Origin of the sequence: Acinetobacter sp. WC-743 (assembly GCF_000335555.1) — a bacterium.
GTDB classification, from domain to species: Bacteria; Pseudomonadota; Gammaproteobacteria; order Pseudomonadales; family Moraxellaceae; genus Acinetobacter; species Acinetobacter bereziniae.
Window position 1 is genome coordinate 47,549 of sequence record NZ_AMFQ01000023.1, and the last position, 24,788, is coordinate 72,336.

23 protein-coding genes are annotated in these 24,788 nt (G+C 38.9%); 12 read left to right on the plus strand and 11 right to left on the minus strand.

Features of this window, described 5'->3' with window-relative positions; translation table 11 throughout:
- The first annotated feature begins 2 nt into the window (after positions 1-2).
- Positions 3-590, plus strand: a complete 588-nt coding sequence (gene pgsA / locus ACINWC743_RS03990) for a CDP-diacylglycerol--glycerol-3-phosphate 3-phosphatidyltransferase (RefSeq protein WP_004826293.1) — start codon at positions 3-5, stop codon at positions 588-590.
- Positions 591-923: 333 nt separating this feature from the next.
- On the plus strand, positions 924-2,087 hold the full coding sequence (locus tag ACINWC743_RS03995; protein WP_009584455.1) for a hypothetical protein: 1,164 nt from the start codon (positions 924-926) through the stop codon (positions 2,085-2,087).
- 363 nt (positions 2,088-2,450) lie between these two features.
- Here ACINWC743_RS03995 and ACINWC743_RS04000 read toward each other — a convergent pair whose 3' ends face one another.
- The 4 genes from ACINWC743_RS04000 to ACINWC743_RS04015 all read right to left on the minus strand — a co-directional run bounded on the left by ACINWC743_RS04000 (position 2,451) and on the right by ACINWC743_RS04015 (position 5,364).
- Entirely contained in the window at positions 2,451-2,669 is a 219-nt protein-coding gene (locus ACINWC743_RS04000) for a hypothetical protein (protein WP_009584473.1), read from the minus strand.
- 192 nt (positions 2,670-2,861) lie between these two features.
- Positions 2,862-3,485 (minus strand): hypothetical protein, encoded by a 624-nt coding sequence (locus ACINWC743_RS04005; RefSeq protein ID WP_005035326.1) that lies wholly within the window; start codon positions 3,483-3,485, stop codon positions 2,862-2,864.
- A gap of 30 nt (positions 3,486-3,515) precedes the next feature.
- Positions 3,516-3,923, minus strand: a complete 408-nt coding sequence (locus ACINWC743_RS04010) for a DNA polymerase III subunit chi (protein ID WP_005035328.1) — start codon at positions 3,921-3,923, stop codon at positions 3,516-3,518.
- Complete coding sequence (locus tag ACINWC743_RS04015) at positions 3,916-5,364, minus strand: leucyl aminopeptidase (RefSeq protein ID WP_009584449.1); 1,449 nt, start codon at positions 5,362-5,364, stop codon at positions 3,916-3,918. Before ACINWC743_RS04015 ends, ACINWC743_RS04010 begins: the two co-directional genes overlap by 8 nt.
- Positions 5,365-5,508: 144 nt before the next feature.
- Here ACINWC743_RS04015 and lptF point away from each other — a divergent pair, with 144 nt between their 5' ends.
- The 4 genes from lptF to ACINWC743_RS04035 all read left to right on the plus strand — a co-directional run bounded on the left by lptF (position 5,509) and on the right by ACINWC743_RS04035 (position 10,594).
- Positions 5,509-6,609, plus strand: coding sequence for an LPS export ABC transporter permease LptF (lptF, locus tag ACINWC743_RS04020; protein ID WP_009584436.1), 1,101 nt, complete (start codon positions 5,509-5,511; stop codon positions 6,607-6,609).
- The gene (gene lptG, locus ACINWC743_RS04025) at positions 6,609-7,679 is read left to right on the plus strand and encodes an LPS export ABC transporter permease LptG (protein ID WP_009584465.1); all 1,071 of its coding nucleotides are present in this window, start codon (positions 6,609-6,611) and stop codon (positions 7,677-7,679) included. Before lptF ends, lptG begins: the two co-directional genes overlap by 1 nt.
- Positions 7,680-7,845: 166 nt before the next feature.
- Positions 7,846-9,393, plus strand: coding sequence for a 2,3-bisphosphoglycerate-independent phosphoglycerate mutase (gene gpmI, locus ACINWC743_RS04030; protein ID WP_009584472.1), 1,548 nt, complete (start codon positions 7,846-7,848; stop codon positions 9,391-9,393).
- Positions 9,394-9,421: 28 nt separating this feature from the next.
- A complete protein-coding gene (locus ACINWC743_RS04035; RefSeq protein WP_009584474.1) occupies positions 9,422-10,594 on the plus strand; it encodes a S41 family peptidase in 1,173 nt (390 codons plus the stop codon).
- A 98-nt stretch (positions 10,595-10,692) separates the two neighbouring features.
- Here ACINWC743_RS04035 and ACINWC743_RS04040 read toward each other — a convergent pair whose 3' ends face one another.
- From ACINWC743_RS04040 to ACINWC743_RS04050, 3 genes are read right to left on the minus strand one after another with little or no spacing between them, the layout of a single operon-like run.
- Entirely contained in the window at positions 10,693-12,108 is a 1,416-nt protein-coding gene (locus ACINWC743_RS04040; RefSeq protein WP_005035339.1) for a sigma-54-dependent transcriptional regulator, read from the minus strand.
- Between the two features lie 17 nt (positions 12,109-12,125).
- Positions 12,126-13,694: a sensor histidine kinase gene (locus tag ACINWC743_RS04045; RefSeq protein WP_009584451.1), complete on the minus strand. Its 1,569-nt coding sequence runs from the start codon at positions 13,692-13,694 to the stop codon at positions 12,126-12,128.
- Between the two features lie 36 nt (positions 13,695-13,730).
- Entirely contained in the window at positions 13,731-14,366 is a 636-nt protein-coding gene (locus tag ACINWC743_RS04050) for a response regulator (protein ID WP_004718392.1), read from the minus strand.
- A gap of 232 nt (positions 14,367-14,598) precedes the next feature.
- On the opposite strand from ACINWC743_RS04050, the gene pbpG reads away from it, so the two are divergent.
- The 3 genes from pbpG to ACINWC743_RS04065 all read left to right on the plus strand — a co-directional run bounded on the left by pbpG (position 14,599) and on the right by ACINWC743_RS04065 (position 17,227).
- Positions 14,599-15,651, plus strand: a complete 1,053-nt coding sequence (gene pbpG, locus ACINWC743_RS04055; RefSeq protein ID WP_004826319.1) for a D-alanyl-D-alanine endopeptidase PBP7/8 — start codon at positions 14,599-14,601, stop codon at positions 15,649-15,651.
- Between the two features lie 168 nt (positions 15,652-15,819).
- On the plus strand, positions 15,820-16,434 hold the full coding sequence (locus ACINWC743_RS04060; protein WP_004826322.1) for a DUF6915 family protein: 615 nt from the start codon (positions 15,820-15,822) through the stop codon (positions 16,432-16,434).
- Positions 16,435-16,453: 19 nt separating this feature from the next.
- Positions 16,454-17,227 (plus strand): hypothetical protein, encoded by a 774-nt coding sequence (locus tag ACINWC743_RS04065; RefSeq protein WP_009584469.1) that lies wholly within the window; start codon positions 16,454-16,456, stop codon positions 17,225-17,227.
- A gap of 64 nt (positions 17,228-17,291) precedes the next feature.
- Here the strand turns inward: ACINWC743_RS04065 and thrC are convergent, their stop codons facing one another.
- The 4 genes from thrC to xerD all read right to left on the minus strand — a co-directional run bounded on the left by thrC (position 17,292) and on the right by xerD (position 21,870).
- Complete coding sequence (thrC, locus tag ACINWC743_RS04070; protein WP_009584439.1) at positions 17,292-18,431, minus strand: threonine synthase; 1,140 nt, start codon at positions 18,429-18,431, stop codon at positions 17,292-17,294.
- Positions 18,432-18,584: 153 nt separating this feature from the next.
- On the minus strand, positions 18,585-19,889 hold the full coding sequence (locus ACINWC743_RS04075; RefSeq protein ID WP_009584444.1) for a homoserine dehydrogenase: 1,305 nt from the start codon (positions 19,887-19,889) through the stop codon (positions 18,585-18,587).
- A 125-nt stretch (positions 19,890-20,014) separates the two neighbouring features.
- Positions 20,015-20,827, minus strand: coding sequence for a DsbC family protein (locus ACINWC743_RS04080; protein ID WP_004826328.1), 813 nt, complete (start codon positions 20,825-20,827; stop codon positions 20,015-20,017).
- Between the two features lie 125 nt (positions 20,828-20,952).
- Positions 20,953-21,870 (minus strand): site-specific tyrosine recombinase XerD, encoded by a 918-nt coding sequence (gene xerD, locus ACINWC743_RS04085; protein WP_009584454.1) that lies wholly within the window; start codon positions 21,868-21,870, stop codon positions 20,953-20,955.
- A gap of 166 nt (positions 21,871-22,036) precedes the next feature.
- Here xerD and ACINWC743_RS04090 point away from each other — a divergent pair, with 166 nt between their 5' ends.
- Genes ACINWC743_RS04090 through ACINWC743_RS04100 form a run of 3 tightly spaced genes read left to right on the plus strand, consistent with a single transcriptional unit; the run spans position 22,037 to position 24,461 of the window.
- Positions 22,037-22,306, plus strand: a complete 270-nt coding sequence (locus ACINWC743_RS04090; protein ID WP_010591216.1) for a FeoA family protein — start codon at positions 22,037-22,039, stop codon at positions 22,304-22,306.
- Positions 22,303-24,165: a ferrous iron transport protein B gene (gene feoB, locus ACINWC743_RS04095; RefSeq protein ID WP_009584461.1), complete on the plus strand. Its 1,863-nt coding sequence runs from the start codon at positions 22,303-22,305 to the stop codon at positions 24,163-24,165. The genes ACINWC743_RS04090 and feoB overlap by 4 nt, the downstream gene beginning before the upstream one ends.
- Positions 24,166-24,209: 44 nt before the next feature.
- Complete coding sequence (locus ACINWC743_RS04100; protein ID WP_005035351.1) at positions 24,210-24,461, plus strand: DUF6587 family protein; 252 nt, start codon at positions 24,210-24,212, stop codon at positions 24,459-24,461.
- Positions 24,462-24,788 lie beyond the last annotated feature (327 nt).

Genomic DNA, 24,788 nt, shown 5'->3' on the forward strand with positions numbered 1-24,788 from the left:
CTATGACTACAGGTCGTATCCTGAATATTCCAAATATCTTGACGCTTGCTCGGATTGCGTTAATTCCAGTTTTTTTAATCATCGCCTATTGGCCACCTGCAATTGGAGTAGGTGGGCATACAGGTGGCATGACACGACATATTATTTTGACTGCAATTTTTGTGATTGCTGCTGTGACGGACTGGTTTGACGGCTATTTGGCTCGAACCTTGAACCAAACCTCAGCATTTGGGCGTTTTTTAGATCCCGTTGCAGATAAATTGATGGTTGCAGCAGCTTTAATTGTATTGGTGCAATGGCAACCTACGATCGCAATGGCGTTTGCCGCAATTGTAATTATTTCTCGTGAGATTACCGTTTCAGCATTGCGTGAGTGGATGGCTGAATTAGGTGCGCGTACCAATGTTGCGGTATCGACTGTAGGTAAATATAAAACAGCATTTCAAATGATTGCGATCACGGTATTTCTGTTAAATTGGCAACCTCTTGAAATGTTAGCTTACGCATTACTGTATACAGCAGTCATTTTGACGTTATGGTCGATGTTTATTTATCTCAAAGCAGCGTGGCCTTATTTGAAGCAACCTTAAGGAACAAAGCTGTTGTTTAACTTATGGTCGTAATGGGAAATTAATGTATTTCACCATTACGACATCATTCAAACATAAAATAATTTACTTTCCCTTTGCATTTCTCGTTACTCGTGATTAGAACTTATACCATTCAAGAAAACTTGCAACATATAGCTAGTCTGTTAAAAAACAATTTTAAGTATTTGATTTTAAATTATTAGCTGTGTACCAAGACTAAAATATAAGATTGACTGTGATCTTATGCTATATTGCTGAAGAACAAGATTAGAAAAAATACTGTTGTGACGTTCTCGTCAACTACATCGTCATCAGTAGAACAAAGGAATATTTATGTCATCATTGTTTTATTTATCAAATCAAAATTTATATTTATTGGATGGAAATAAAAGTATAACCGTACCTTGCCAAGCGATTGACCAATATAAGAAAAATCTAGTTGAGATTCAGCAGCGTAAAGAGTGGAAAACTAAAGGTACTGGTGCTCAGTTTACGGGAAATTTTTCACAAGATGATCAAGTTGATTTAAATCATATTTTTCCAACCGATGTGGTCTTAACATCGGATCATAAAATGATTTATACCGCATGCTTACAAGAAGGAACATCAATTAATGTTAAATCTCTCAATGACTTGCAAGAAACAGAAGGTTTAATACTCAGAAAAAATGATTTTGTGGTTCAGGACATGGCATATGATGAAGCGAAAAAACGATTAGCACTCTCTGTCAATTCAAATGGTTATGAGCGCCATATTTGTATTTTACCTTTAGATGCTAATCGGACACAGTATTTAACAGAAGGCGACTGTCAGGACTCAAATCCATGTTTTGATCCACAAGATACTATGCAACTTTATTATGACTCTTGTGGTCTAGCTTATGGCGAGCATCGAATTGCTTATAGCCCAAAGGAAATCTATCATTTAGATATGGGGACAGGTGAGTTACAAACAGTTGCTTCGGACCCGAAATTTGATTTCTTTAAACCTAAAATGGATAGTTTAGGAAATTTATATTTTATTAAAAGACCTTATTCACGTGATGGTAGTCATCATTCGCCAGTGACCACAATAAAAGATATTATTTTTGCACCATTTAAAATTATTCGGGCAATTGTAGGCTGGTTAGATTTTTTTACACAGCGTTATACAGGGGAATCTTTAAAAACAACATCAGGGAATAATCCTGCCAAGTCTCAACAAAAGTCAGAAGAAGAATTATTTGTTGAAGGTAATCTGATCAAAGCTCAACAAAATTTAGAGCGTAATCAGAAGTCTGGAGAAAAATACCCTGGCATGATTCCAAAGTCTTGGGAGTTGGTTAAAATGTCACCCACGGGTGAAATGACGACATTAAAGCGAGGGGTGATGAGCTTCGCTTTAAAAGATGACACTATTTTTTATTCCAATGGAAAATATTTAATTGAACTTGATGCAGATCAAAATGAGCATCTTAGAATTGAAGCTAAGCTAATTTCAAAGATTATTTGTGGATGATATTGTCATTTTTGAAGTAAAGAAAACGTCATTGAGCGTTTTCTTTATGGAGCGTTTTCTTTATGGAGCGTTTTTTTGAATTCAGCTTAGCAATGTTTTTAAATATTATTCAGCTTGACCAACTTGAAAGTGCTCTCATTACATATGGTCAATCTGCTTAAAAACACCTGCAATAAAATATAATGTCTCTTGATCAATACAATCAATCTATTGTTGAATCATATCAAACTTTTATTGCCAAACTTTGCCGCTAAAGCTTAAATAACTTAGGGCTTCATCTAGGTGATGCTTCATTAAAAAGTCCTAAGGATGAGCAGTTGATTTTGACTCAGGCTTAACATTTTTTTATTAATACCGCACACATTAATTTTTGATAATGGTGAGTGATGTATGACCAAATCGTGATTTGGTTTGATCAGTATTTTTGAGTGAAAAACTGCCTTTCTCTGATTCTCGAAAAAGAAATACCGACAATGATTGAAAATCTGCACGACTAATGAATAAATCTTGTATAGACAGGGTCCATTTTTCTCCTGAACGTAGTTGAGCAATTCGGGTCGAAATTTGCTTGAGCAGATCCATTTTATTCATCCTGATTAAGGTAATAAATACTTTGCTATAGCATGTAAAAATAGTATTTATCACATCATTTATTTTGCCCTAATTGTTGCAAGATCATTTATCAAGGCTATCTAGCATGACTATTTTGTGACAAAGATATTGCATTTTCGTGACAAGTCAAAAAGGCTTTAGATATAAAATAGATAAGCTTTTCTATTTTTCTGCTGAAAAATTGGAATTTGCTAAAATATATTCAATTTCATCTTTTGCTGCTGTTTGAAGTTTACTGCGAAAGGCATCTACCGCTTGTTCAATCAATGTTTCAGCTTCTAATTCAAGACGAAGACGGACACTTTCTAGCTCCGAGGTGATCTGTGCATCTGCAACAGCAAATTGACCATTGGCATAGTCGATCGCTGGTGTATCAGGATTCTTGGTATATTTTTCACTATAAATTGAAATTTCAAGATCAATTTGCTGACGTAAATTTTGTAAGTTTAGTGTCTGTTGTTCATATTGCTGAGTTTCATCTTTTTGTAGTTCTAAATTATAAGCATCTTGTTGTGCACGTTTTTCAGCTAAAGCTTTCTCTAGCGCTAATTGTTTACGAACACGGGCTTCTTCGATCAATTGAGCTTTTAAGTCAGCATAAGCTTGTTCTACTTTGAGTTGAGCAACTTGCATTTCACGTTGGTCGTTGCTTAACCACTGTTGTACATCCGTTTTTGGGCTGAGAAGATCACAGATGCGATTGAGGTCATCTACAAAAGTTTGGCGTACAGCCTCAGGCGTGTCTAACCAACGCTTTTTAAAATCTTGACCGACATTTAATGTCACCGCATATCTCCTTGGGAAAATGTTTAAAATTTATAACTTATAGGTTTGAGGCTGAGTACCCATGTGTCGATAGGCTTTGTATTTCTCTCGACCAACTTGCTTAGCAGACTCATCATTTTCGATGATTTCTATAATGTGACTAAATTGTGTCACTTGTTCAAGTGCTTGACTGTTAAAATTAAACACAATCCATTCAGATGATTCGGGAAGTTTGGGGGAAATACAGATCGGTGCATCGACTTGATCAATACCATGCGCCAAAAAACTAGTGGGATCAAAAGACCACAAATATTCATCCAGTTGTTGTTGCATATTCACATCAGGGCAATGCAGCCAAATTTTAGCTGCATTTCGTAGAATTTTACGACATAAACGACAAGCACTTTCAACTTGTCGTTCAGGGCTTTTTTCAAACAAGTAAAAGCTAATTTTAGCCATTTGTTTTTACACGATTGGCAATGAATTGCATGAGTAATGGTACTGGACGACCAGTAGCGCCTTTATTTGCGCCAGAGTTCCATGCTGTACCTGCAATATCCAAGTGCGCCCAACGGTAGTCACGAGTAAAGCGTTCCAAGAAACACGCTGCGGTGACTGCGCCTGCTTTAGGACCACCGATATTGGCAATATCAGCAAATGGGGAGTCAAGTTGCTCTTGATAGTCCTCATAAACTGGCATGCGCCATACACGGTCAAATGATGCGTGTCCTGCTGCCGTAATTTCTTCTGCGAGTTCATCATCAGGTGTAAATAAGCCTGAGACAACAGAACCTAGTGCAACCACACAAGCACCTGTTAATGTTGCAATATCAATAACCAGCGCAGGATTGAAACGCTTGATATAGGTTAACGTATCGCAAAGCACCAAACGACCTTCTGCATCAGTATTTAAAATTTCAACAGTTTGTCCACTCATGGTGGTGACAATATCGCCAGGGCGGGTTGCATGACCTGATGGCATGTTTTCAGCGGCAGCAATTGCACCGACCACATGAATCGGTAGTTTTGCTTCACATAGGGCACGGATAGTACCCAATACCGATGCTGAACCACACATATCAAATTTCATCTCATCCATGCCTAAGCCTGGTTTCAGTGAAATACCGCCTGTATCAAAAGTAACACCTTTACCAACCAATACGATTGGTGCTTGGTCTATATCTGCCTTATATTCGAGTGTAATCACACGTCCAGGCCAGTCAGAACCTTTGCTGACAGCAAGAAAAGCGTTCATGCCTAAATCAGCCAATTGCTGTTCTTCGAGTACAGTTACTTTTAGCAAATCAGGAAATTCAGCGGCTAAAGCACGCGCTTGTTCTGCTAAATATTCTGGAAAGCAAATATTTGGTGGGCAATTGCCTAAGTCGCGGGTAAAGTTTTGACCCTTTTGCACAGCAGAGATCAAATGCAGTTTTTCGGTATTTAAATCTGATTGTGTCGCAATAAATTCAATACTTTCTAAGCTGAATTCATTCTTTTTAGATTTATACTCATCATAACCATAAGCGGCTTGAGTCAGGCTTAATGCAAATAAATAGTGCAACTCTGAAGGGAGCGCAGAAATATCAATACTGACTTGTTGGAATTTTTTTTGTGACGCTTTGATAATGGTTTGTGCGATTTTTGCTAATTTTGCAACTTTGACATCAGATGCTTTATCTAAACCAATTAAGGTGCACTGCGCAACTTGAGTTAGCTTTCCGATCAGTGGTAAAGTTTCATTTAAGCTTGCTTTATATTGAATGTTATCAATCAATGCATTTAAGTCATTGATTTTGTATGTCTCTTGGACCTGTTTTAAGTTTTCAGAATCCACCAGAATAAATAACGCCTGGCGAGATGTAGACGCTGAAAATGACGTGTTAATCGTAAGTTTCATATGTTGTCTTTGTGCCTGTTGTACATTTCAAATCATTAAACCATTGAACCACTTCAAATGGTAGAATTTCAATCTAGTTTTATAATTTTAACTTCGGGTAAACTAGCGCTACGTCATGATACTACCCTTATTTGGAAGATTAATTTGATTATTCGACGCTACCTTGTCAAACAAGTCGTTTCGACCTCCTTAGTGGTGGTTGCATTATTGACACTCATCATGATGGGTGGGCAACTGATTAAGCAATTTGGTCGTGCTGCAATGGGGCGTGTAGACCCAAGTATTCTCTTGAGTATTATTGGATTTCGTTTACCTGAGTTCTTGACCTTAATCCTTCCTTTGGGTTTCTTTATTGGGCTGATGTTGGTTTTTGGTCGTTTATATGTAGACCATGAAATGGCCGTGCTCAATGGGAGTGGAATCAGTCGTATTCAGGTTGCTCGATTATTAATTCCATTAACCATTGTTTATTTCTTTGTACAAAGTGCATTAATGATCTGGATTTCACCTTGGGGACTTCGTCAGTATGGGCAATTGGTTTCTACCCAAGCTGTACGAACTGGATTTGATTTAGTTCGACCCAGAGAATTTATTTCATCGGGTGCATATACCATCTATGCTGGTTCTCTGTCTGAAGATCGAAAAAATCTTAAAGATATTTTCTTTTATCAGCGTGCAGAGAAAGAAGGTAAGCCTGATGTCATGATTTTGGCGAAAGAAGCGACCCGTGTGGAAATGGCGAATGAAACAGCAAGTGTTGTGGACTTGGTTCTGGGGCGACGCTATGAAATTTATCCAGGTACGCCGAAATATAGTCAAACTGAATTTCAAACCTACCGTTTACGTTTAGAAAATAATAAAGAAGCAAAGTTTGAAAGTGATGAGGTTGAAGCACTCGGTTTTGGCAAATTACTTGAAAATAAAGATGATCCAGTCATACAAAGTGAATTGGGATGGCGGTTATTTGTGCCATTCTCAATGATTGTAGCTTTAATGTTAGCAACGGCTTTGTGTGAAGTCAGTCCACGTCAAGGTCGCTATCTTAAACTCTTCCCAGCCTTATTGATTTTCGCCAGTTTGATTGTGGCGTTGATGGCGATTAGAACAAGGATCAGTAAAGATGAAGTCGGGATTTGGGCATATCCTGCAATACTCTTGTTCTATGCGATTGCCGCTGCTTTATTTTCAAGAAAGCAGAAGTTGGCACCGAAGATTAAGAAGCAAATACAGCGAGTGAAATCATAATGTTAGCACGTAGAGTTGTCGCAAAACATGTGACCAAGACCACAGTACTCGCTATGATAGGCGCAACAGCTGTGCTTTCCATTTTGCAAATTTTATTTACCTATTTAGGTGAGCTCAGTAGCTTAAAAGACAATTATACAGCGTGGAATGCATTGCAGTATGTTTTGTGGGGGGCACCTCGTTATCTCTATGAAATCCTTCCTATTGCAGCTTTGATTGGTGCCGTTTTGGGTTTAGGCTCTATGGCATCAAATAGTGAGTTAATTGTCATGCGTGCTGCAGGCATTAGCTTATGGCGCATTGTTGGATGGGTAATGCGTTCTGCAATGCTTTTGGTGATTCTTTCTTTTGCTTTGAGTGAATTTGTGATTCCTTATACCAATGAGCAAGCCAAAAGCATTAAAAGTCACCGTAGCGTTGCAGCATTGGGTGAAGTAAAAGGCTATTGGACACGCGAAGGACAACGGTTTATTTATATTGATTATGCCAATTCACAAGGTACGTTGAAACAAGTTCAGGTGGTGGATTTCGATGAAAATTATCGAATGAAATCTTTGCTCAATTCTGAAGAAGGTCAATTTTTAAAAGAAGGGCAATGGAATTTAAAACAGACGGCTCAAGTCAATTTACTTGCCAATGGTCAAGCACAAGTGGTTGATCAAAATCAGCAAAATCTAGCTCTTGCGCTACAACCTAAGTATGTCCATATGGTGACGATTGATCCAGAAGATTTAGCACCAAGTCAGTTGTTAAGTTTTATGGATTATATGCATGAATATAGTCAAGTACCGAAAACCTATTTATTGGCATTCTGGAAAAATGTAGGTTCACCTTTTGCCTTGCTGGCACTGGTTTTGATTGCTTGTTCATTTATTTTTGGACCATTGCGTCAGCAATCTATGGGATTCCGTTTGGTGATTGCCTTATTTGTGGGCTTGGCATTCTATTATGTGCAGGACTTTTTAGGTTATGCCAGTCTGATTTATGCTCCATCACCCGCATGGTTTGTTTTTTTACCGATCGTATTTATGTTTGGTATAGGGAGCTACTTATTGTATCGGGCTCGATAAGAAATCGTTATATAAGAAATCGGTATATAGCAATCAACTACAGCGAATGAGATAAGAATTTTAGATCGTGGCAAACAGTTATTGCCATTGTCTAAGGATAGAGTCTGCCGTAAAAAAACGGTAAGATATGATGATTAATTTGTAAACAGTAAAAAGAGTGTAAATCATGACGGATGCAACTGCTGGCAAAATCCCTCACGTTCTGGTGATTATGGATGGTGTGGGTCATCGTGAAGCGGTCGAAGATAATGCGTTTTTAGCAGCCAAGACGCCAAATCTAACCATGATGCAAGAAAAGCATCCGCATAGTTTAATTTCAGGTTCAGGTGAAGACGTTGGTTTGCCTGATGGGCAAATGGGCAACTCAGAAGTGGGGCACATGAACTTGGGCGCAGGTCGTGTGTTATACCAAGACTTCACTCGTATTACCAAAGACATTCGTACTGGTGCTTTTTTTGAACATGAAGTATTGATTGATGCTGTAGAAAAAGCCAAAGCGGCAAATGGCGCTGTCCATATTATGGGCTTGTTGTCAGAAGGTGGTGTACATTCACATCAAGATCATATTATTGCAATGTGTGAGCTGGCTTTAAAACGTGGTGCAAAAGTTTATTTACATGCCTTCCTAGATGGTCGTGATACTCCTCCACGCAGTGCAAAACCTTCTTTGGAAAAATTGGATGCAGTTTTTGCACAGTACCCTCAACAAGGTCGTATTGCGACAATGATTGGTCGTTACTTCGCAATGGATCGTGATAATCGCTGGGACCGTGTAGAGCAAGCCTATCGCTTAATGACTGAAGGTGAAGCTTTGCGTGTTGTTGATTCAGCAACTGAAGGTTTAGAACAGGCCTATGCAGCAAATGAAAATGATGAGTTTGTAAAAGCAACCCGTATTGGCGACATCGCCAAAGTTCAAGATGGTGATAGCATTGTCTTTATGAACTTCCGTGCGGATCGTGCCCGTGAAATCACTAAAGCTTTTGTAGAAAAAGATTTTACTGGCTTTGAGCGTAAAGTGGTTCCTCAACTGTCAAAGTTTGTCATGTTGACTCGCTATCAAGCAACTATTGATGCGCCTGTGGCTTATATGCCAGAAGAATTAAAAAATTCAATTGGTGAGTACCTTTCATCTTTAGGTAAAACGCAATTGCGTATTGCGGAAACAGAAAAATATGCCCATGTGACATTCTTCTTTAGTGGTGGACGTGAAGATGAATACCCTGGGGAAAAGCGCATTTTAATCCCGTCACCTAAAGTCGCGACTTATGATTTACAACCTGAGATGAGCGCACCTGAAGTCACTGACAAACTTGTCGAGGCGATTAACTCAGGTGAGTTTGATCTTCTGGTCGTGAACTATGCAAATGGTGATATGGTCGGGCATACAGGTGTATTTGATGCGGCAGTCAAAGCAGTTGAAGCAGTTGATGTAAGTTTGGGGCGTTTATATGACGCTGTTATGGCAAAACATGGACATATGTTGATTACTGCCGATCATGGTAATGTTGAGCAAATGCAAGACTATGTAAGTGGTCAGGTGCATACTCAACATACCACAGAACTTGTACCGTTTATTTATGTTGGTCCGACTTCAGCAACAATTGCAGAAGATGGCGTGCTTGCAGATGTCGCTCCAACAATCTTAACTTTAATGCAGCTTCCTGTACCGAAAGAAATGCAAGGTCGCAATTTAATTACGTTAAAAGTCTAAATATCATTATTCAAATTTAGGTGCGGGAATGGTTCAAGCTTGGAAGTATGTTGCTGTATTAACAGGGTTATTAACTTGTGGAAGCCATTCCGTTTGGGCAGCCGAAAATGCTGCCGCACTTGATTTTGATGGTGATGTTGAAGAAAGCATTGCAGAAGTTCCAATTGAATCAATTGAACAATTTGTTCAGATTTATGGCATTGTCAAAGACAACTATGTTCAAGAAAAGCCGGATGATGTATTGTTCTTGCAAGCTATTAAAGGCTTGGTCGGTGGCTTAGACCGTTATTCGCGTTATTTAAGCCCTGAAGAATATAAACAACTGATGCAATATACCGAGAGTGATCTTGCAACAGCAGACTTTGAATTGGGCTTTGATAGCCATATTCATCAGTGGAAAATTCAGAATCTACGAGACAATGCTGATTCATTTAAATTAGGTTTAAAAAATGGATTCACCATTTTTAAAATTGAAAATCAAGAGTTGAAAAATTTAAATGCAGAACAAGTCGAAGATTTGTTGCATGGTTCGATCGGCTCTACCTTTCAATTACAACTGAATGAGAAAAGCCCTGCAATCACAGTAGTCAGAAATCGTAAGCTTGATGTTGCTGATATTGAACCTGTGATGTTGCATAATCAGGTTTTGGTGCTTAAAGTTAAAGTTTTTCAACAAGATACTGCGAACGAAATTAAACGATTAATCGAAGAATATAGCACTCAAAAAACCAAGGCAGTTTTATTCGACCTGCGTAATAATCCGGGTGGCTTACTTTCTGCGGCCGTTGAAACAGCCGATTTATTTTTAAATCAGGGAATTATTGTTTCAACCAAAAGTCGTTCCGAAGGAAATCAACAGTTTCAAGCTCTACCCGGTGATGAATTTTCAAATATTAAATTGGGTATTTTGATCAATGGTCGTTCTGCTTCAGCAGCTGAAGTATTTACTGCTGCCATGAAAGAACATCAACGTGCATGGGTGGCAGGTGAGAAAAGCTATGGCAAAGGTGTGGTACAGAAGCTATTTCCGTTGCCAAATGGTGCAGCTTTACAGATGACTGTTTCGCATTATTATACCCCGAATGGCAATATGATTGATGGGCAGGGGATTCGTCCGAATTGGGAATATCCTTGGGCATTGGATCAAAAAGAAGAAACTTATTTAAATAATGTTGCAGACCAATTATTAAAACATCGCTGATCGAATGTGAATGACATAAAAAAGCTGAGTATTTGATTCTCAGCTTTTTTTGATTATGAACAAAATTTATTATTGTTCGAGATCAATATCAGCAGATTCTATTCATCATCAGTATCTAGCCCAAACTTTTTCAAACGATAACGTAAAGATCGAAAGGTCATGCCGAGTTTTTTCGCAGCTAAGGTCCGATTCCAATGGGTTTGATTTAATGCAGATAACAAGACTTCTTTTTCAACATTTTCCAAATATTGCTCCAAGCCTTCTTTCGGAATATTCGGTGCTTTGTTTGGAAGTTCAATCGCCGTATGGTTGGTCGGAACAGACTCAAAGGATTCAATTTTGTTAATACTGCTCCGTTGTGGCGCAGGTTGGAGTTGTTGAATATCGATAGAATCCTCATCACACATCGTGATGGCTTTTTCAATAATATTGCGCAGTTCACGAACATTACCAGAATAATGTTGCTGTAAAAGAAATGCTTTTGCTGCATCTGTGAATGATTTGCTCGGAATTCGCCATTCAGTACAAATTTGTTGAATAAAATGATTGGCTAAAATCAAGATGTCACGTTCGCGATCACGTAATGGCGGGAGTGTAATATCCATGACATGGATTCTAAAAAACAAGTCATGGCGGAACTTCCCTTGTTCAACCAGAGCTTCGATATTTTGATGCGTTGCACTGATGATTCGAAAATCAACTTCTATTTCAGTGTCGCTACCCAAAGGACGGATTTTCTTTTCCTGAACAGCACGTAAAAGTTTAGCTTGCATGGCTAAAGACAGTTCTGCGACTTCATCCAAGAACAATGTGCCACCATTGGCAGCCTGAACCAAGCCTTGTTTATCTTGCGTTGCGCCAGAGAAACAGCCTTTCTTATGTCCGAAAAGCTCACTTTCCATCAGTTCTTCAGAGATAGCCCCGCAGTTGATTGCAATAAATGGACTATCACTGCGGTTACTGAGTAAATGAATAAGATTCGCAACCACTTCTTTCCCTGTACCAGACTCCCCTGTAATAAAAACAGGTGCTTGTGAACGGGCAATTTTTTTAATCGATTCTCTTAATTTACGAATGATTTGCGAGTCGCCAATGAGCATGGACTCTTCAAGTGGGGCTTTAGTTACAGTTTCACTCAACTGAGGAACATGTAAAGCTTTTTGTAAAAGTTGCTGTAAATGTAGTTGATTGATTGGTTTGCTAACGAAATCAAAAGCCCCAGCTTTAAGTGATGCAATTGCGATTTCCATATTGCCATATGCTGTGAGTACAGCGATTGGCGTTTTTGGATAATGTTGCGATACATGTTTGACTAAATCTAAACCACTCCCATCAGGCAAGTTTAAATCTGTAATACAGGCATCATATTTATATTCACTAAAAAAATATTTGGCTTGCTGTAAATGATGTGCCATATGTGTTTTGATGCCCATTCGCGATAGGCTCATTTGCATCAACATACATAAATCTTGTTCATCATCTACAAGTAACACCAATGGTTGTCGTGTAGTCATATCCCCAAAAACCTAATCTAATCCATGCGTGGGCATTCGATACGAAAGCATGCCCCTTGTTGTTTTTGCTCAACGTAAATTAATTTCGCTTGATTTGCTTCGCATATAGTTTGCGATAGGTACAATCCTAAACCAGTTCCATTGATTTCGGTACTAAAAAATGGCTGAAATAATTGTGAAAGGTCTTGTTTTGTGACCCCTTTCCCATAATCAATCACATCTATACAAATATGTGCGTCATTTTTAAACGCCTTGACCAAAACGTATTCCGCATTTTGATCATTATGGCGTAATGCATTACGCAATAGATTGACAAGTACTTGCCTTAATTGAGAATCATCAAAATAAATCACAAGATCTGCTTCAATTTCAGTTTGGATTTTAGCTTGAGCATCACTTAAATCGTGTAACAATAAATCTTCTAAAAATAGTGGTAAGTCGATTTGACTGGCATGGGTTTTTTTGTTTTTTGCCATATCTAAAGTATCTTTGATAATACTGTTAATACGGACAGTCTGCTTGGTAATCATTTGATGGAGTAAGGCTTGCTGCTGTTCATCACTCATCAGAAAAAGATCATTTGCCTGCGCAATGGCAGCGAGTGGATTACGTATCTCATGAGCAATACTTGCTGATAATTGTCCCAATGCTGCAAGTTTAAGCTGTTGTACCTTTTGATTTATTTTTTGTGCATCTTCAAGTACAAGAAGTGTCAGCGCCTGATGTGGAACAATCAGTTTTTGTACCCGAATATCAACGGTAAATGAAGATTGCTGTGATTCAAATTGAAAACGCTCACCATCTCGAAACATGGCATCTTTTAAAATTTCATAGAGATCAGGCTGGAAATTGGATAAATGATATTGTTCATGTGCATACAGGGGAGATATCCCTAATAGTGAACATGCGGCAGGATTACTGACAATAATTTTACATTTTTCATCGAGTACCAAATAACCGACTTCGATTTGTTCTAAAATATAGCGGTTGATATTTTGTAGCTTAAAAAGCTCTAAAGATTGGTACGTATTTAAGGACTCAAGAACCTGAAAACGGTTGATTGCAATTTGCCCGATTCCGTACACCATAAAAAACAAGAAAGCCAATAAGGCACTATTACTAATATTATTTAAATTAGAAAAATCAAAATAACTGCCCAGAAATTGCTGATAGATAATGGCAATGACAGACACTAAGGTAATAAATAATGCTTTGTTTTTACTCAGTAAAAAATTTGCAGTAAAGACTGCAATCACAAATAAAATACTGATGGCTAAATTTGGACCATTCAGCGCAAATACCAAGATACTGAGGAATGGAATATCAACAATAAAAAAGCCAATAAACTGCTGTGCAACGCCATGAGGGTAAAATTTCAACAGCATCATTTGCAATGCTGCAATGATGGTAAAGGTCGCAATCGAATAAAAATATAAACTTGGGTATTCGTAGTGAACAGGCTGATTTTCTAAGGTAATCAGAAAAATAATGATTAAACAAAAGGCAATAATCAGTCGATAACCTGAGTAAAGTGTGCCTAGACGGTAAATTGTTTGATAAATAGGCACAGATACCGTAGACGACATACTCACACTCAAAGGTAGATCATTGTTTTATAAGATTTATGGCTTAATTAGACCATAACGTATGGCTAGATGAGTAAGTTTGACATCACTATCGAGACCCAGTTTTTCAAAAATACGGTAACGATAAGTATTGACCGTTTTTACACTCACAAAGAGTTTGTCTGAAATTTCTTGAGCGCTGACACAATTCACCACCATCATCGCAACTTGCATTTCTCGTTCTGAAAGTGCGTCGAAGGGTGAAGTTTGGGTATCTGATAAATACGAGCTGGCAAGTTGCTCTGCAATATCTGCGCTAAAGTATTTTCCACCTTGCATGACTTTTTTGATTGCACGGACCATTTCTGTAATGGGTGCACCTTTGGTGATATAACCCCGTGCGCCTGCTTTGAGTAATAGAGACGGGTAGGGTTCCTCAGCTAAACCACTTACCGCTAAAACTTTGGTATCAGGAGCAGTTTGTAATAAACGACGGGTCGTTTCTACCCCGCCAATACCAGGCATATTGACATCTAAAAGAACGACATTAGGGTGTTGCTGCCTTACAATGGTAATGGCTTCTTCACCAGATTCTGCTTGTCCGATGACTTGAATATCAGTCTGATCTTCTAACATTCTGCAGATGCCTGTTCTTACTAATTCATGGTCATCTACCACTAAAACAGTAATCACTTACACCTCCTTAAATTTTCCAATATCAACATTTTTGTTACATAAAGCAAAAAAGACTTGCAATGACATAACAAAATTGGCAATCCTATTCCTAATATTTATTCAATATTTGCGCACAATACATTGTGATTGAAATATTCGTTTTAATATAGTCACGTTTGAGTGTAAATGTAAGTCATATTTGAGGTAATTAGCAAGTTTGTGAATACCTCCCTGAGGTGAGTAAGTTATCGTGAAAAAACCAAAAAAAACGTTAATGCATGTGCTGAGTTTGTCAGTACTACTCAGTTTGAGTTCAACAAGTTTTGCTGAAATCATCATGAATTCAGGGGGAAGCGGACAAGCGAGTGTAAGTTGGTCATCTTCCGACGCAAGCCAATTATTAAATGGCGACTCTGTTGATGATGATGGTGAAGATATTTCACCTAAAGGCTCAACTACTTTAACCACAACAATTCGTCCATCAAATGCTGCACCAACAACACTGACTAACAAGTCTGTGCAGATTTATGATACCAATAGTTATAACAGTCAACCTTCAGTTAATGCTCGTGCTGCACTCGTGATGGATGCAACAACGGGTGAAGTGCTTTACAGTAAAAATACCAATACTTCGATGCCAATCGCTTCTATTACCAAGTTAATGACTGCGGTAATTACAGCAGACGCACGTTTGAATATGTCAGAAGAGATTACACTTCAACAAATTGATTTTGCTGGAGCAGGTGGTAAGAACTCAAGCTCAACTTTAAAAGTTGGCGATAGCATGAATCGTGCTGAAATGTTGCTTGTGGCGTTGATGAAATCTGAAAATCCAGCTGCAGCAGCTTTAGCACGTACCTATCCGGGTGGGCGACAAGCATTTATTGCAGCCATGAACGCGAAAGCGCGTCAATTAGGTATGACGTCTACACGTTATGTCGAGTCTACAGGTTTAGATCCTCATAATGTGTCTTCTGCGCGTGATTTAGGCATTTTGGTGAGTGCGGCATCTCAGTATGGCTTAATTCGTCAATTCTCGACTACAGCGCATTATGACTTCAATTTAGGCTATCGTATCCTAAAGTCAAATAATACCAATGCACTGGTTCGTAATGGTGGATGGAATATCAATATTTCCAAAACAGGATATATCAATGAAGCGGGACGTTGTGTAGTGATGCACACTACAGTGAATAGTCGTCCAGCTGTTGTAGTGTTATTGGGTGCAAGTTCTTCTCAGGCACGTACCAATGATGCAACTAATTTATTGAATTGGGTGAGTAATTTACCAAAACGTATTTAAGCTTTTGGGATTTAAAAAAACTCTTCAATATGAAGAGTTTTTTTGTGGTTGAATTAAAATAAAAGTATCGGAACACTTGAACTGATAACAATTATCAATAAATTATATTCGTTTATTTTTTAAAATGAGTTAATGTTGAACGACAATAAGAAATGATGACTTAACATAATGAATGCATTACAACATGCACGTATTTCTGCCAAACGCTGGGGTGGAGAGGTAGAAGACTATTACGAAATACATGCATTTATTGATAGTACTAAAAGCTTATGTAGTGATGCTCGACATCGAATTTTGCATACATTATGGGGTGTAAATTCAGTGGTCATTCCAGTGTTTGGACATAGCCTTCAAAATAGTGCTGGTAAAACAATTGATATAAAAGATTTGTGTGAACGTGATCATCTATTGGTGGATTACCAACAGCGTTTTATTCCAACCTTAAATGATTTTGTAAGTGCGATAGATGTTAAGCATTTACCGAAAAACTTTGAACAACAACTAGAGCAGTTACATCACTATTACTTGCAGGATAAAGCGCTTTCAAAGCTGATGTTATCTCCTTTGGCTTTAACAGGAAAATTACATTCTTTATTAATTACTCACAACAGTTGGTTTATATACGATATTTTGCCGCGCATTGGCGCATTGCCTCGATTAGAAAGTATTGTTTATAGTCCAGCGGATTTTTTTAATGCCATGCATTTCGAATTGTGGATGGATAATGGAATGGCAATACCTCCAAGTGCTCAAGGTTTACATCAACGAAAACAAACCATGTAATAAAAAATAGGAAATGAGTATGGCGACTTATGTGATACGTGCAAAATATTTTGGCTATAACGATGAAGTTTTTTACATTGCGGGGAATCGTATAGCCAATATTTTTGACAATAAACAACAAGCAGAAGCAACCTATAAACAACTTGAAATTGATGGCGCACGTGATTTTGCTTTATATGAAGTCGATTCACTTTTTGAAGCAGATGAGGAGAAACTCAGATCACTGGATGAATTTGTATTTTCCCGCTGTGGGGAACATATTTTAGATGATGATGAATTATCTATGGATATATTACCTGTAAGTTTAAATGATGAAGATACATTTGAATTTGTTCAGCTTGCCGAAATGCAAAAATTTCAGTTGGTACAGTTTGATCAAGATGCAAAATTTTATGGTTTATGGTCGATGAAAAAGCAACAATGGCTTGAAGAACATGATGAAGGTTTTGCAGGCTTGGTGTATTCAGAAAATCCTGAATTACTTAGAAAAAGTGTGGGAAAAGTTTTTGCTGAATATGATGATTGTTCTATTCGCCTTGCTGGATCCTTATCGGAACTCTCAGCACAACCAGTATTGTTGAAAGCATTGATTGGGGCAGAATCGGGCTTAAGCTATGATGAGAATAAGCAAGAATTGATTATAGACTTTTGGCAACAAGAGGCGTTATATGCGGTAAACCCTTTACTCAAACAATCTTTATTTGCAATCAGGGAAATTAGTTTGGAAGATATTCAACGTATCGAAAAAGATTTGGCAAGACAGTACGGTTATGAAGAATATGACGAAGAATAGTGGTTTCGTTTTGGCAATAAAAAACCAGTTGCGAGCAACTGGTTTTTTTGCTGCAAAGACGTTATTACATATTTGAAAGAATCGAATCACGAACTTGGTTTAAGGTCGCATCAATCGACAGCATAACCGCATCTTCACATTGTTTAATGGCTGTATCAGGGTCTTTTAAGCCATTACCAGTCACAGTACATACAATCACAGAACCTTCCGCAATTTTACCTGCTTTAATATCACGGATAGCACCACCGATTGATGCAGCCGATGCTGGTTCAACGAATACACCTTCATACATAGAAAGTAAACGTTGCGCTTCTAAGATTTCAGCATCAGTTAACTCATCAAACCAACCCTTTGAATCACGTACAACGGCTTTTGCATGATTAAAGCTTTGTGGATTACCGATACGGATTGCTGTGGCAACTGTCTCTGGATTTTCAACCGGACCACCACGTAGGAATGGCGCAGCACCTGATGCTTGGTAACCTACCATCACAGGGCGACCTTCAGGATTTGGACCTGTAAACTTGTCTGTTTCAGCGTCATAAACCACTTGTTCAAACGCTTCAACGGGTTGGTTCGCCACTGCTTCAGTATAGCCCATCCAATGTGCAGTGATATTCCCTGCATTTCCTACAGGTAAGCAATGGTAATCAGGTGCGCGACCAAGTGCTTCTACAATTTCATAAGCAATGGTTTTTTGACCTTGCAAACGATATGGATTGATTGAGTTCACAATAGTCACAGGCGCTTTATCTGCAACTTCTTTCACTAGACGCATACCATCATCAAAGTTACCACGGATTTGCATGGTAATCGCACCGTACATCATCGCCTGAGCCATTTTACCCATGGCAATTTTGCCTTCTGGGATTAAGACAAATGCTTTGATTCCTGCACGTGCAGCATAAGCAGCAGCCGCCGCTGAGGTATTTCCTGTAGATGCACAAATAATCGCTTTAGAACCTTCTTCAACTGCTTTGGTCACAGCCATGGTCATACCGCGGTCTTTAAATGAACCCGTTGGGTTTAAACCTTCGTATTTCACATAAATTTCAACATTTTTGCCAATAAGACGTGGAATGTTGTCTAATTTAATGAGAGGCGTGTTCCCTTCATTTAAAGAAATAGCACGAGTAGTTTTTGATACGGGTAAGCGGTCACGATAGCGATCAACAAGTCCTGTATAGCGATTGGCATTAGACATGATGGTGTTCCAGTTGTATGTAGAGCAAATAAAGGTATTCTTTCGCCTCTAGCCTCTTATCAAAGAAGCTAAATTCACCATTTGATCTGTTTGAAATGGCGGATTTATCTGCATCTTTGTTATCGATGCAGATGAGGGGAGGATTAAATCCGATTAGTTATCGAGCAATTCTAAACGAATTCGTACGATTTCGCCATGAATAGCAGGTAAGGCTTGAATTTGTGCAATCGCTTCATTCATTTTTGATTCAACGATTGGATCAGTCAAAATCACAATCGGGATTAAATCTTTTAAACGAGGTTGCTGCATAATTGCATCAATACTGATACCTGTACGGCTTAAGATGGTGGTGACATCTGCAAGTACGCCCGTTTGGTCTTCAGCATTTAAACGCAAATAGTAACCTGTAGTCATTTCATCACTAGATAAAATAGGCAAGTCTGAAAGGGCTTCAAAAGCCAATTGTGGAATTGTACCTGAACCATCTTCTGTATATATGATGTCACGAACAATATCGACCACATCAGCAACAACAGCAGAGGCAGTTGGACCTGCACCCGCACCTGCACCATAGTAAAGTGTAGGACCTACGGCATTGGCTTGTACCAATACTGCATTTTTTACACCATTTACATTGGCAATCAATTCTTCTTCGGGGATCAGCGTTGGATGAACACGCAATTCAATACCTTTAGCTGAGCGACGTGCTATACCCAAATGTTTGATTTTATAACCAAGTTCTTCAGCATATTTGACATCTTGCGCGGTAACTTTGGTAATTCCTTCGGTATAGACTTTGTCAAACTGTAAAGGGATACCAAATGCACATGATGCAAGAATCGTGAGTTTATGTGCCGCATCAATCCCTTCAACATCGAATGTTGGGTCAGCTTCTGCATAGCCTAGCTCTTGTGCTTCTTTGAGAACATCAGCAAAGGCACGACCTTTTTCACTCATTTCTGTGAGGATGAAGTTACCTGTTCCGTTGATGATACCTGCAAGCCATTCAATTTTGTTGGCTGCCAAGCCTTCACGAATGACTTTAATAATTGGGATGCCGCCTGCAACAGCTGCCTCATAGGCAATCTGTACATGATGATCATCTGCGGCTTTAAATAACTCATTACCATGTTCAGCAAGTAAGGCTTTATTTGCAGTCACCACTTGTTTACCATGTTTGATGGCTTCCATAATGACTTCATAAGCAGGATGAATTCCGCCCATAACTTCAACCACAACATCTACATCGGGTTGGCGAACGATCTCTAACAGATCTGCGCTTTGCTTCACACTTGCTGGTAAATTTAGATCTGGACGTGGACGACGAGTGCCTACGTGGGTAATTTCAATTTCTCGACCGGTGCGACGTCTAATTTCAGCAGCGTTTTCTTGTAGTAGTTTAAGGGCTCCACCGCCTACGGTTCCTAGACCGAGTATTGCCAGACGAACTGGTTTCACGTCACACTCCAATTATGCATATAAATTATATTAAGCTTAGATCATAGCTAAAAAATGCGCCAGACTCTAGAGTCTGGCGCATCTTTATATTGAGCTATAAATAATAGTAAATTTACTGATAAAAATTATTTATTTAAACGGCTTTCGATTTCATCAGCTGTCATGTAACCGCCCAGATATTCACCATCTGCATTGTAGATTGCAGGGGTACCATTTACGCCCATTCTTAAACCTAAAGCATAAAGGTCACGGACTGGGTTTTTACATGTTGCAGGTGGAAGGGCAGTACCTGCAATGGCTTGATTGAATGCGCTATGGCGATCAGCACTACACCAAATGCTTTCCATGGTTGGAATAAACTGTTCGCCACGAGGCCAAGGGATATAGCGTATTTCAATACCTTTTGCGGTGATCTCACCAATATGTTCATGCAGTTTATGGCAATACGGGCAGCTTGCATCAGTAAACACATAAATTACATGTTTAACTTTACCTTGTGCTGGATAAACCAAGAGGTCTTTAACATTTAAATCAGCAAAGTGCTTTTTATTTTCAGCAGCCTGAAGTTTGTCACCGATACTACTGAGTTTTTCACCGCCTAAACGAATGACATCGCCTTGGATTAAAAATTTACCGTCAGCAGTGGCATAGACTGAACTCATTCCTTCCATGCTAATCCAATATAGATTTGGCATTTCAGTCGGCTTAGCATCCAAGATTTTAGCATTCACGCCTGCTTTCTTGAAATTGGCTTGTAGTGTTTGGATGAGGCGTTGTTTAGCGTCACGTTCAGTTAAATTTGATGCTTCACCAGTTGCGGGTGCTGTTGCAGTCAAAGTGTCATCTTTTTTTGAGTCTGGCGTTTTTGAACAAGCACTCACTGCCATCGTGCTTGCAATCAGACAAGCCAACATCAATTTTGAACGATTCAATTGCATAAATAACTCTTTTATGTTTCTTCAGCATTATTGTGTGGGGAATTAGCATAGCAAAAAAATCAAAGCCATACTTTAAAACTTGATTAAGGGATGTAAATTATCAGTATTACTTCCATTTGAAAATCTTATGCGCGTGGGTGATATTTTTCATGTAATTGCTGCATACGCACCTGTGCCACATGAGTATAAATTTGAGTGGTGGATAGATCACTATGCCCTAAAAGCATTTGCACCACACGTAAATCAGCACCATGGTTGAGTAGATGTGTTGCAAAGGCGTGGCGGAGTGTATGTGGTGATAACTCTGCTTGAATGTTTGCCTGTAAAGCATAGCGTTTGATGGCATACCAAAAGTTTTGCCGACTCATGATGCCACCATGCTGGGTTAAAAATAAGTAATCGGTTGCTGACTTATACAACTGCGGTCGAGAGATATTTAGGTATTGTTCAACCCATTCACAAGCAACCTCACCTAATGGTACAAGCCTTTCTTTATTTCCTTTACCTGTAATTCTTAAATAACCCTGTTTTAAATTGATCAAATCGAGTCTTAAATTTAAAAGTTCTGATACACGCAATCCACAAGCATAGAGAACTTCAAACATGGCTCTGTCACGTAAGCCCAATGCTGTACTTATATCAGGTGCTTGGATCAGCGCCTCTACATCTTGCTCAGATAGATCTTTAGGCAATGCTCGTCCAAGTTTGGGAGTTTTATGCATGGCAACTGGATTATCTAAACGAATCTTTTGCTCACGTAAAAATTTAAAAAATGAACGGAGTGCTGAAAGTGAGCGTGCTATCGAGCGTGGGCTTTTACCTTGTTTGGTCAGTTCTATGAGGACATCGGAAATATCGTCATGTGTCCAAGTGGGTAAATAAGCATTTACACATTCACTACATTGGATTAAGTCGGATAAATAGGCGTTTCTTGTATGCGGACTGACCGTTTGAGCAATTAAATAATCACGAAAACCTTGTAAAAAGCTTAAATTTTCAGGAATGGCAACAGCAGTTGGAATACGTGGTTTCTTATTTAACATGGTCTTAGTAAAGTTTAAAGCGTCTCTGTGAGAAGAATGTAGACTAAAAAAATAAAGAAGTCGAATGCCTAAAGTGAATGAGAATTGTAATGAACCTTACTTGGTAATTATTCTCATTTGTATGTATAATAAGCTATATATCGTATTCATTTTAGGGTTAATTGCAGTGCGTTTGTCAGACTTGAAAGTAAAGCAAACTGCCATTATCTCAAAGGTCAGTCGCACCTCAGAAGATAATGTCAATCAGCCAGATTTAGTGGCAAGCCGTTTGGAAACACTAGGTTTTGTGCCTGGCACACGTGTACAAGTGATCACAAAAGGAATTTTTGGTGGTGATCCTATTTTAATTCAAATTGGTTTTACTCGATTTGCTTTACGTAAAGTGGAAGCGCAGAAAATTGAAATTCATCAGGCATTAGAAGGAGCTTCCGCATGAGCGAAACTTTACGTATTGCTTTAGTGGGAAATCCTAACTGCGGTAAAACATCACTTTTTAACCATCTTACAGGTACTCGCCAAAAAGTTGCTAACTATGCAGGGGTGACTGTTGAGCGTAAGGTTGGTGCATTTAATTTACCTTCGGGTCGTGCAGTACGCGTTTTAGATTTGCCTGGAACGTATAGCTTAAATGCAACAAGTCCAGATGAAGCCATTACCCGTGATGTGGTCTTGGGTAAAATTGCAGATGAACAAGATCAACAAGCGTTTTTATGTGTGGTCGATGCGACCAACTTAAAATTGCATTTAGGTCTGGTTCTTGAAGTGATTGAACAAGGCAAACCGATTCTACTTGTATTAAACATGATGGATGAGGCTCGTCGCCGTGGTATGCAAATCAACACTCAGAAACTATCACAACGTTTAGGTATTCCTGTCGTTGAAACAGTTGCTGTGCGAAATGCAGGAATTGAAAATCTGATGGCGGCTTTGGAAGATGAGAAATTCCGTACCCCAAGCGCAGAATTGAGTGATGTGAAGCTTTCAGGTTCTAATCATGAAAAAATCGATCAAATCTTAAAGGATGTGGTGGTTTTTGTTGATCATGAAGATAAACGTACAGATTTTCTCGATAAAATTTTTCTACATCCTGTTTTGGGCTTACTTAGTTTAGCCTTGATGATGTTTGTCGTGTTCCAAGCCGTTTTTGCTTGGGCTGCACCATTTATGGATGGAATTGAAGAATTCTTTGCTTGGTTTGGTGAATGGATTGGACAATTTATTTCACAGCCATTGCTTAATAGTTTGGTGGTCGATGGTGTGATCGCGGGGGCAGGTAGTGTGGTAGTTTTCTTGCCACAGATTCTGATTTTATTCTTCTTTATTTTGGTCTTAGAAGAATCTGGTTATCTACCTCGTGCTGCGTTTCTGCTGGATAAATTGATGTTTAAAGCTGGCTTAAGTGGTCGAGCTTTTATCCCATTATTATCAAGTTTTGCTTGTGCTGTACCAGGTATTATGGCGACACGAAGTATCAGTGATCCGCGAGATCGTTTGGTCACCATATTGGTTGCACCACTGATGACATGCTCTGCTCGTCTACCTGTATATGCCTTGTTAATTGCAGCATTTATTCCTGAAAAAATGGTTTGGGGCTTTCTGAACCTACAAGGCTTGGTGCTGTTTGGTCTGTATATGGCAGGCATTGTGAGTGCACTGATTGTTGCAACTGTACTGAAATTTTTCCAAAAGGATAAATCTCAACATGCGTTATTGATGGAATTACCAAGTTATCGTATTCCTGATATAAAAAGCGTTTGGATTGGGTTATTAGACCGTGCCAAGATTTTCTTAAAGCGTGTGGGTGGAATTATCTTCGCTTTGTCGATCTTGTTATGGTTCTTGTGTACTTTCCCTCAACCGCCTGAAGGCGCAACTTTACCTGCGATTGACTATTCTTTTGCAGGGATGTTAGGGCATGTCATGCAACCGATCTTTGCACCATTAGGTTTTAACTGGCAGATTTGTATTGCCTTAATTCCAGCGATGGCTGCACGTGAAGTTGTTGTTGCTGCATTGGGTACGGTTTACGCATTGTCAGCAGCAGATGATGATGCTGTTGCTCAAGGTCTATCGCATTTGATCAGCCAAGGTGACTTGAGCTGGACAGTGGCAACAGGGTTATCATTACTGGTGTGGTTTATCTATGCACCTCATTGTTTGGCGACATTGGCAACAGTAAGACGTGAAACAGGTTCGTGGAAAACTGTGGCAGGTATGACCGTATATTTATTTGGTCTGGCATATCTTATGGCATTCCTGACTTATCAAATTGCATCACGCTATTTGGGTCTATAAGGTGAATTAAAAAACCTTAAACCTTTGAGCTAAAGGAGTTCGAGATGATTGAATCATTGATTGTTGCGGTATTGGTGATATGGAGTGCGATCTTTGTGTTTAAGAAGGTATTTCCTAAGTCGGCATATTCGGTATTTTCTAAACTGTCTCAATTCTTTCAAGCGAGAGGTTGGACGCGTTTAGCACAATGGACTCAGCCTGCAATGGTGAGTGGTTGTGGTGGTGGGTGCGGTTGTAGTACCAATGAACCTGATACTTCTAAAAAATCAGAAGTGCAAGCAGTTAAATGGAAATAACTTAATCTGCATGTGCTTTTGAACCATTTCAAAGTTTAAGAGTCATTTTGTCGAAACAAAGAAGCCATTTTCAATTGAGAATGGCTTTTTTTTATTGGTCTTATCTTGACCTGAGTTTGATGTAATTAAATCTTCAACTCATTGAAAAATAATAAATCTCTATGGAGTCTTGCTGCGTTTTCATCAAATTTTAGGATGAGGAGCGGAGCTCCGCAAGCGCAACCATCAATAGCGTTTCATTTCTCTTGATCAATAAAATGAAAGCGATCAATAGATTGTTTTGATGATCTAAAGCTTGCACTGCCACGCTTTACTTCTAAAGTTTAA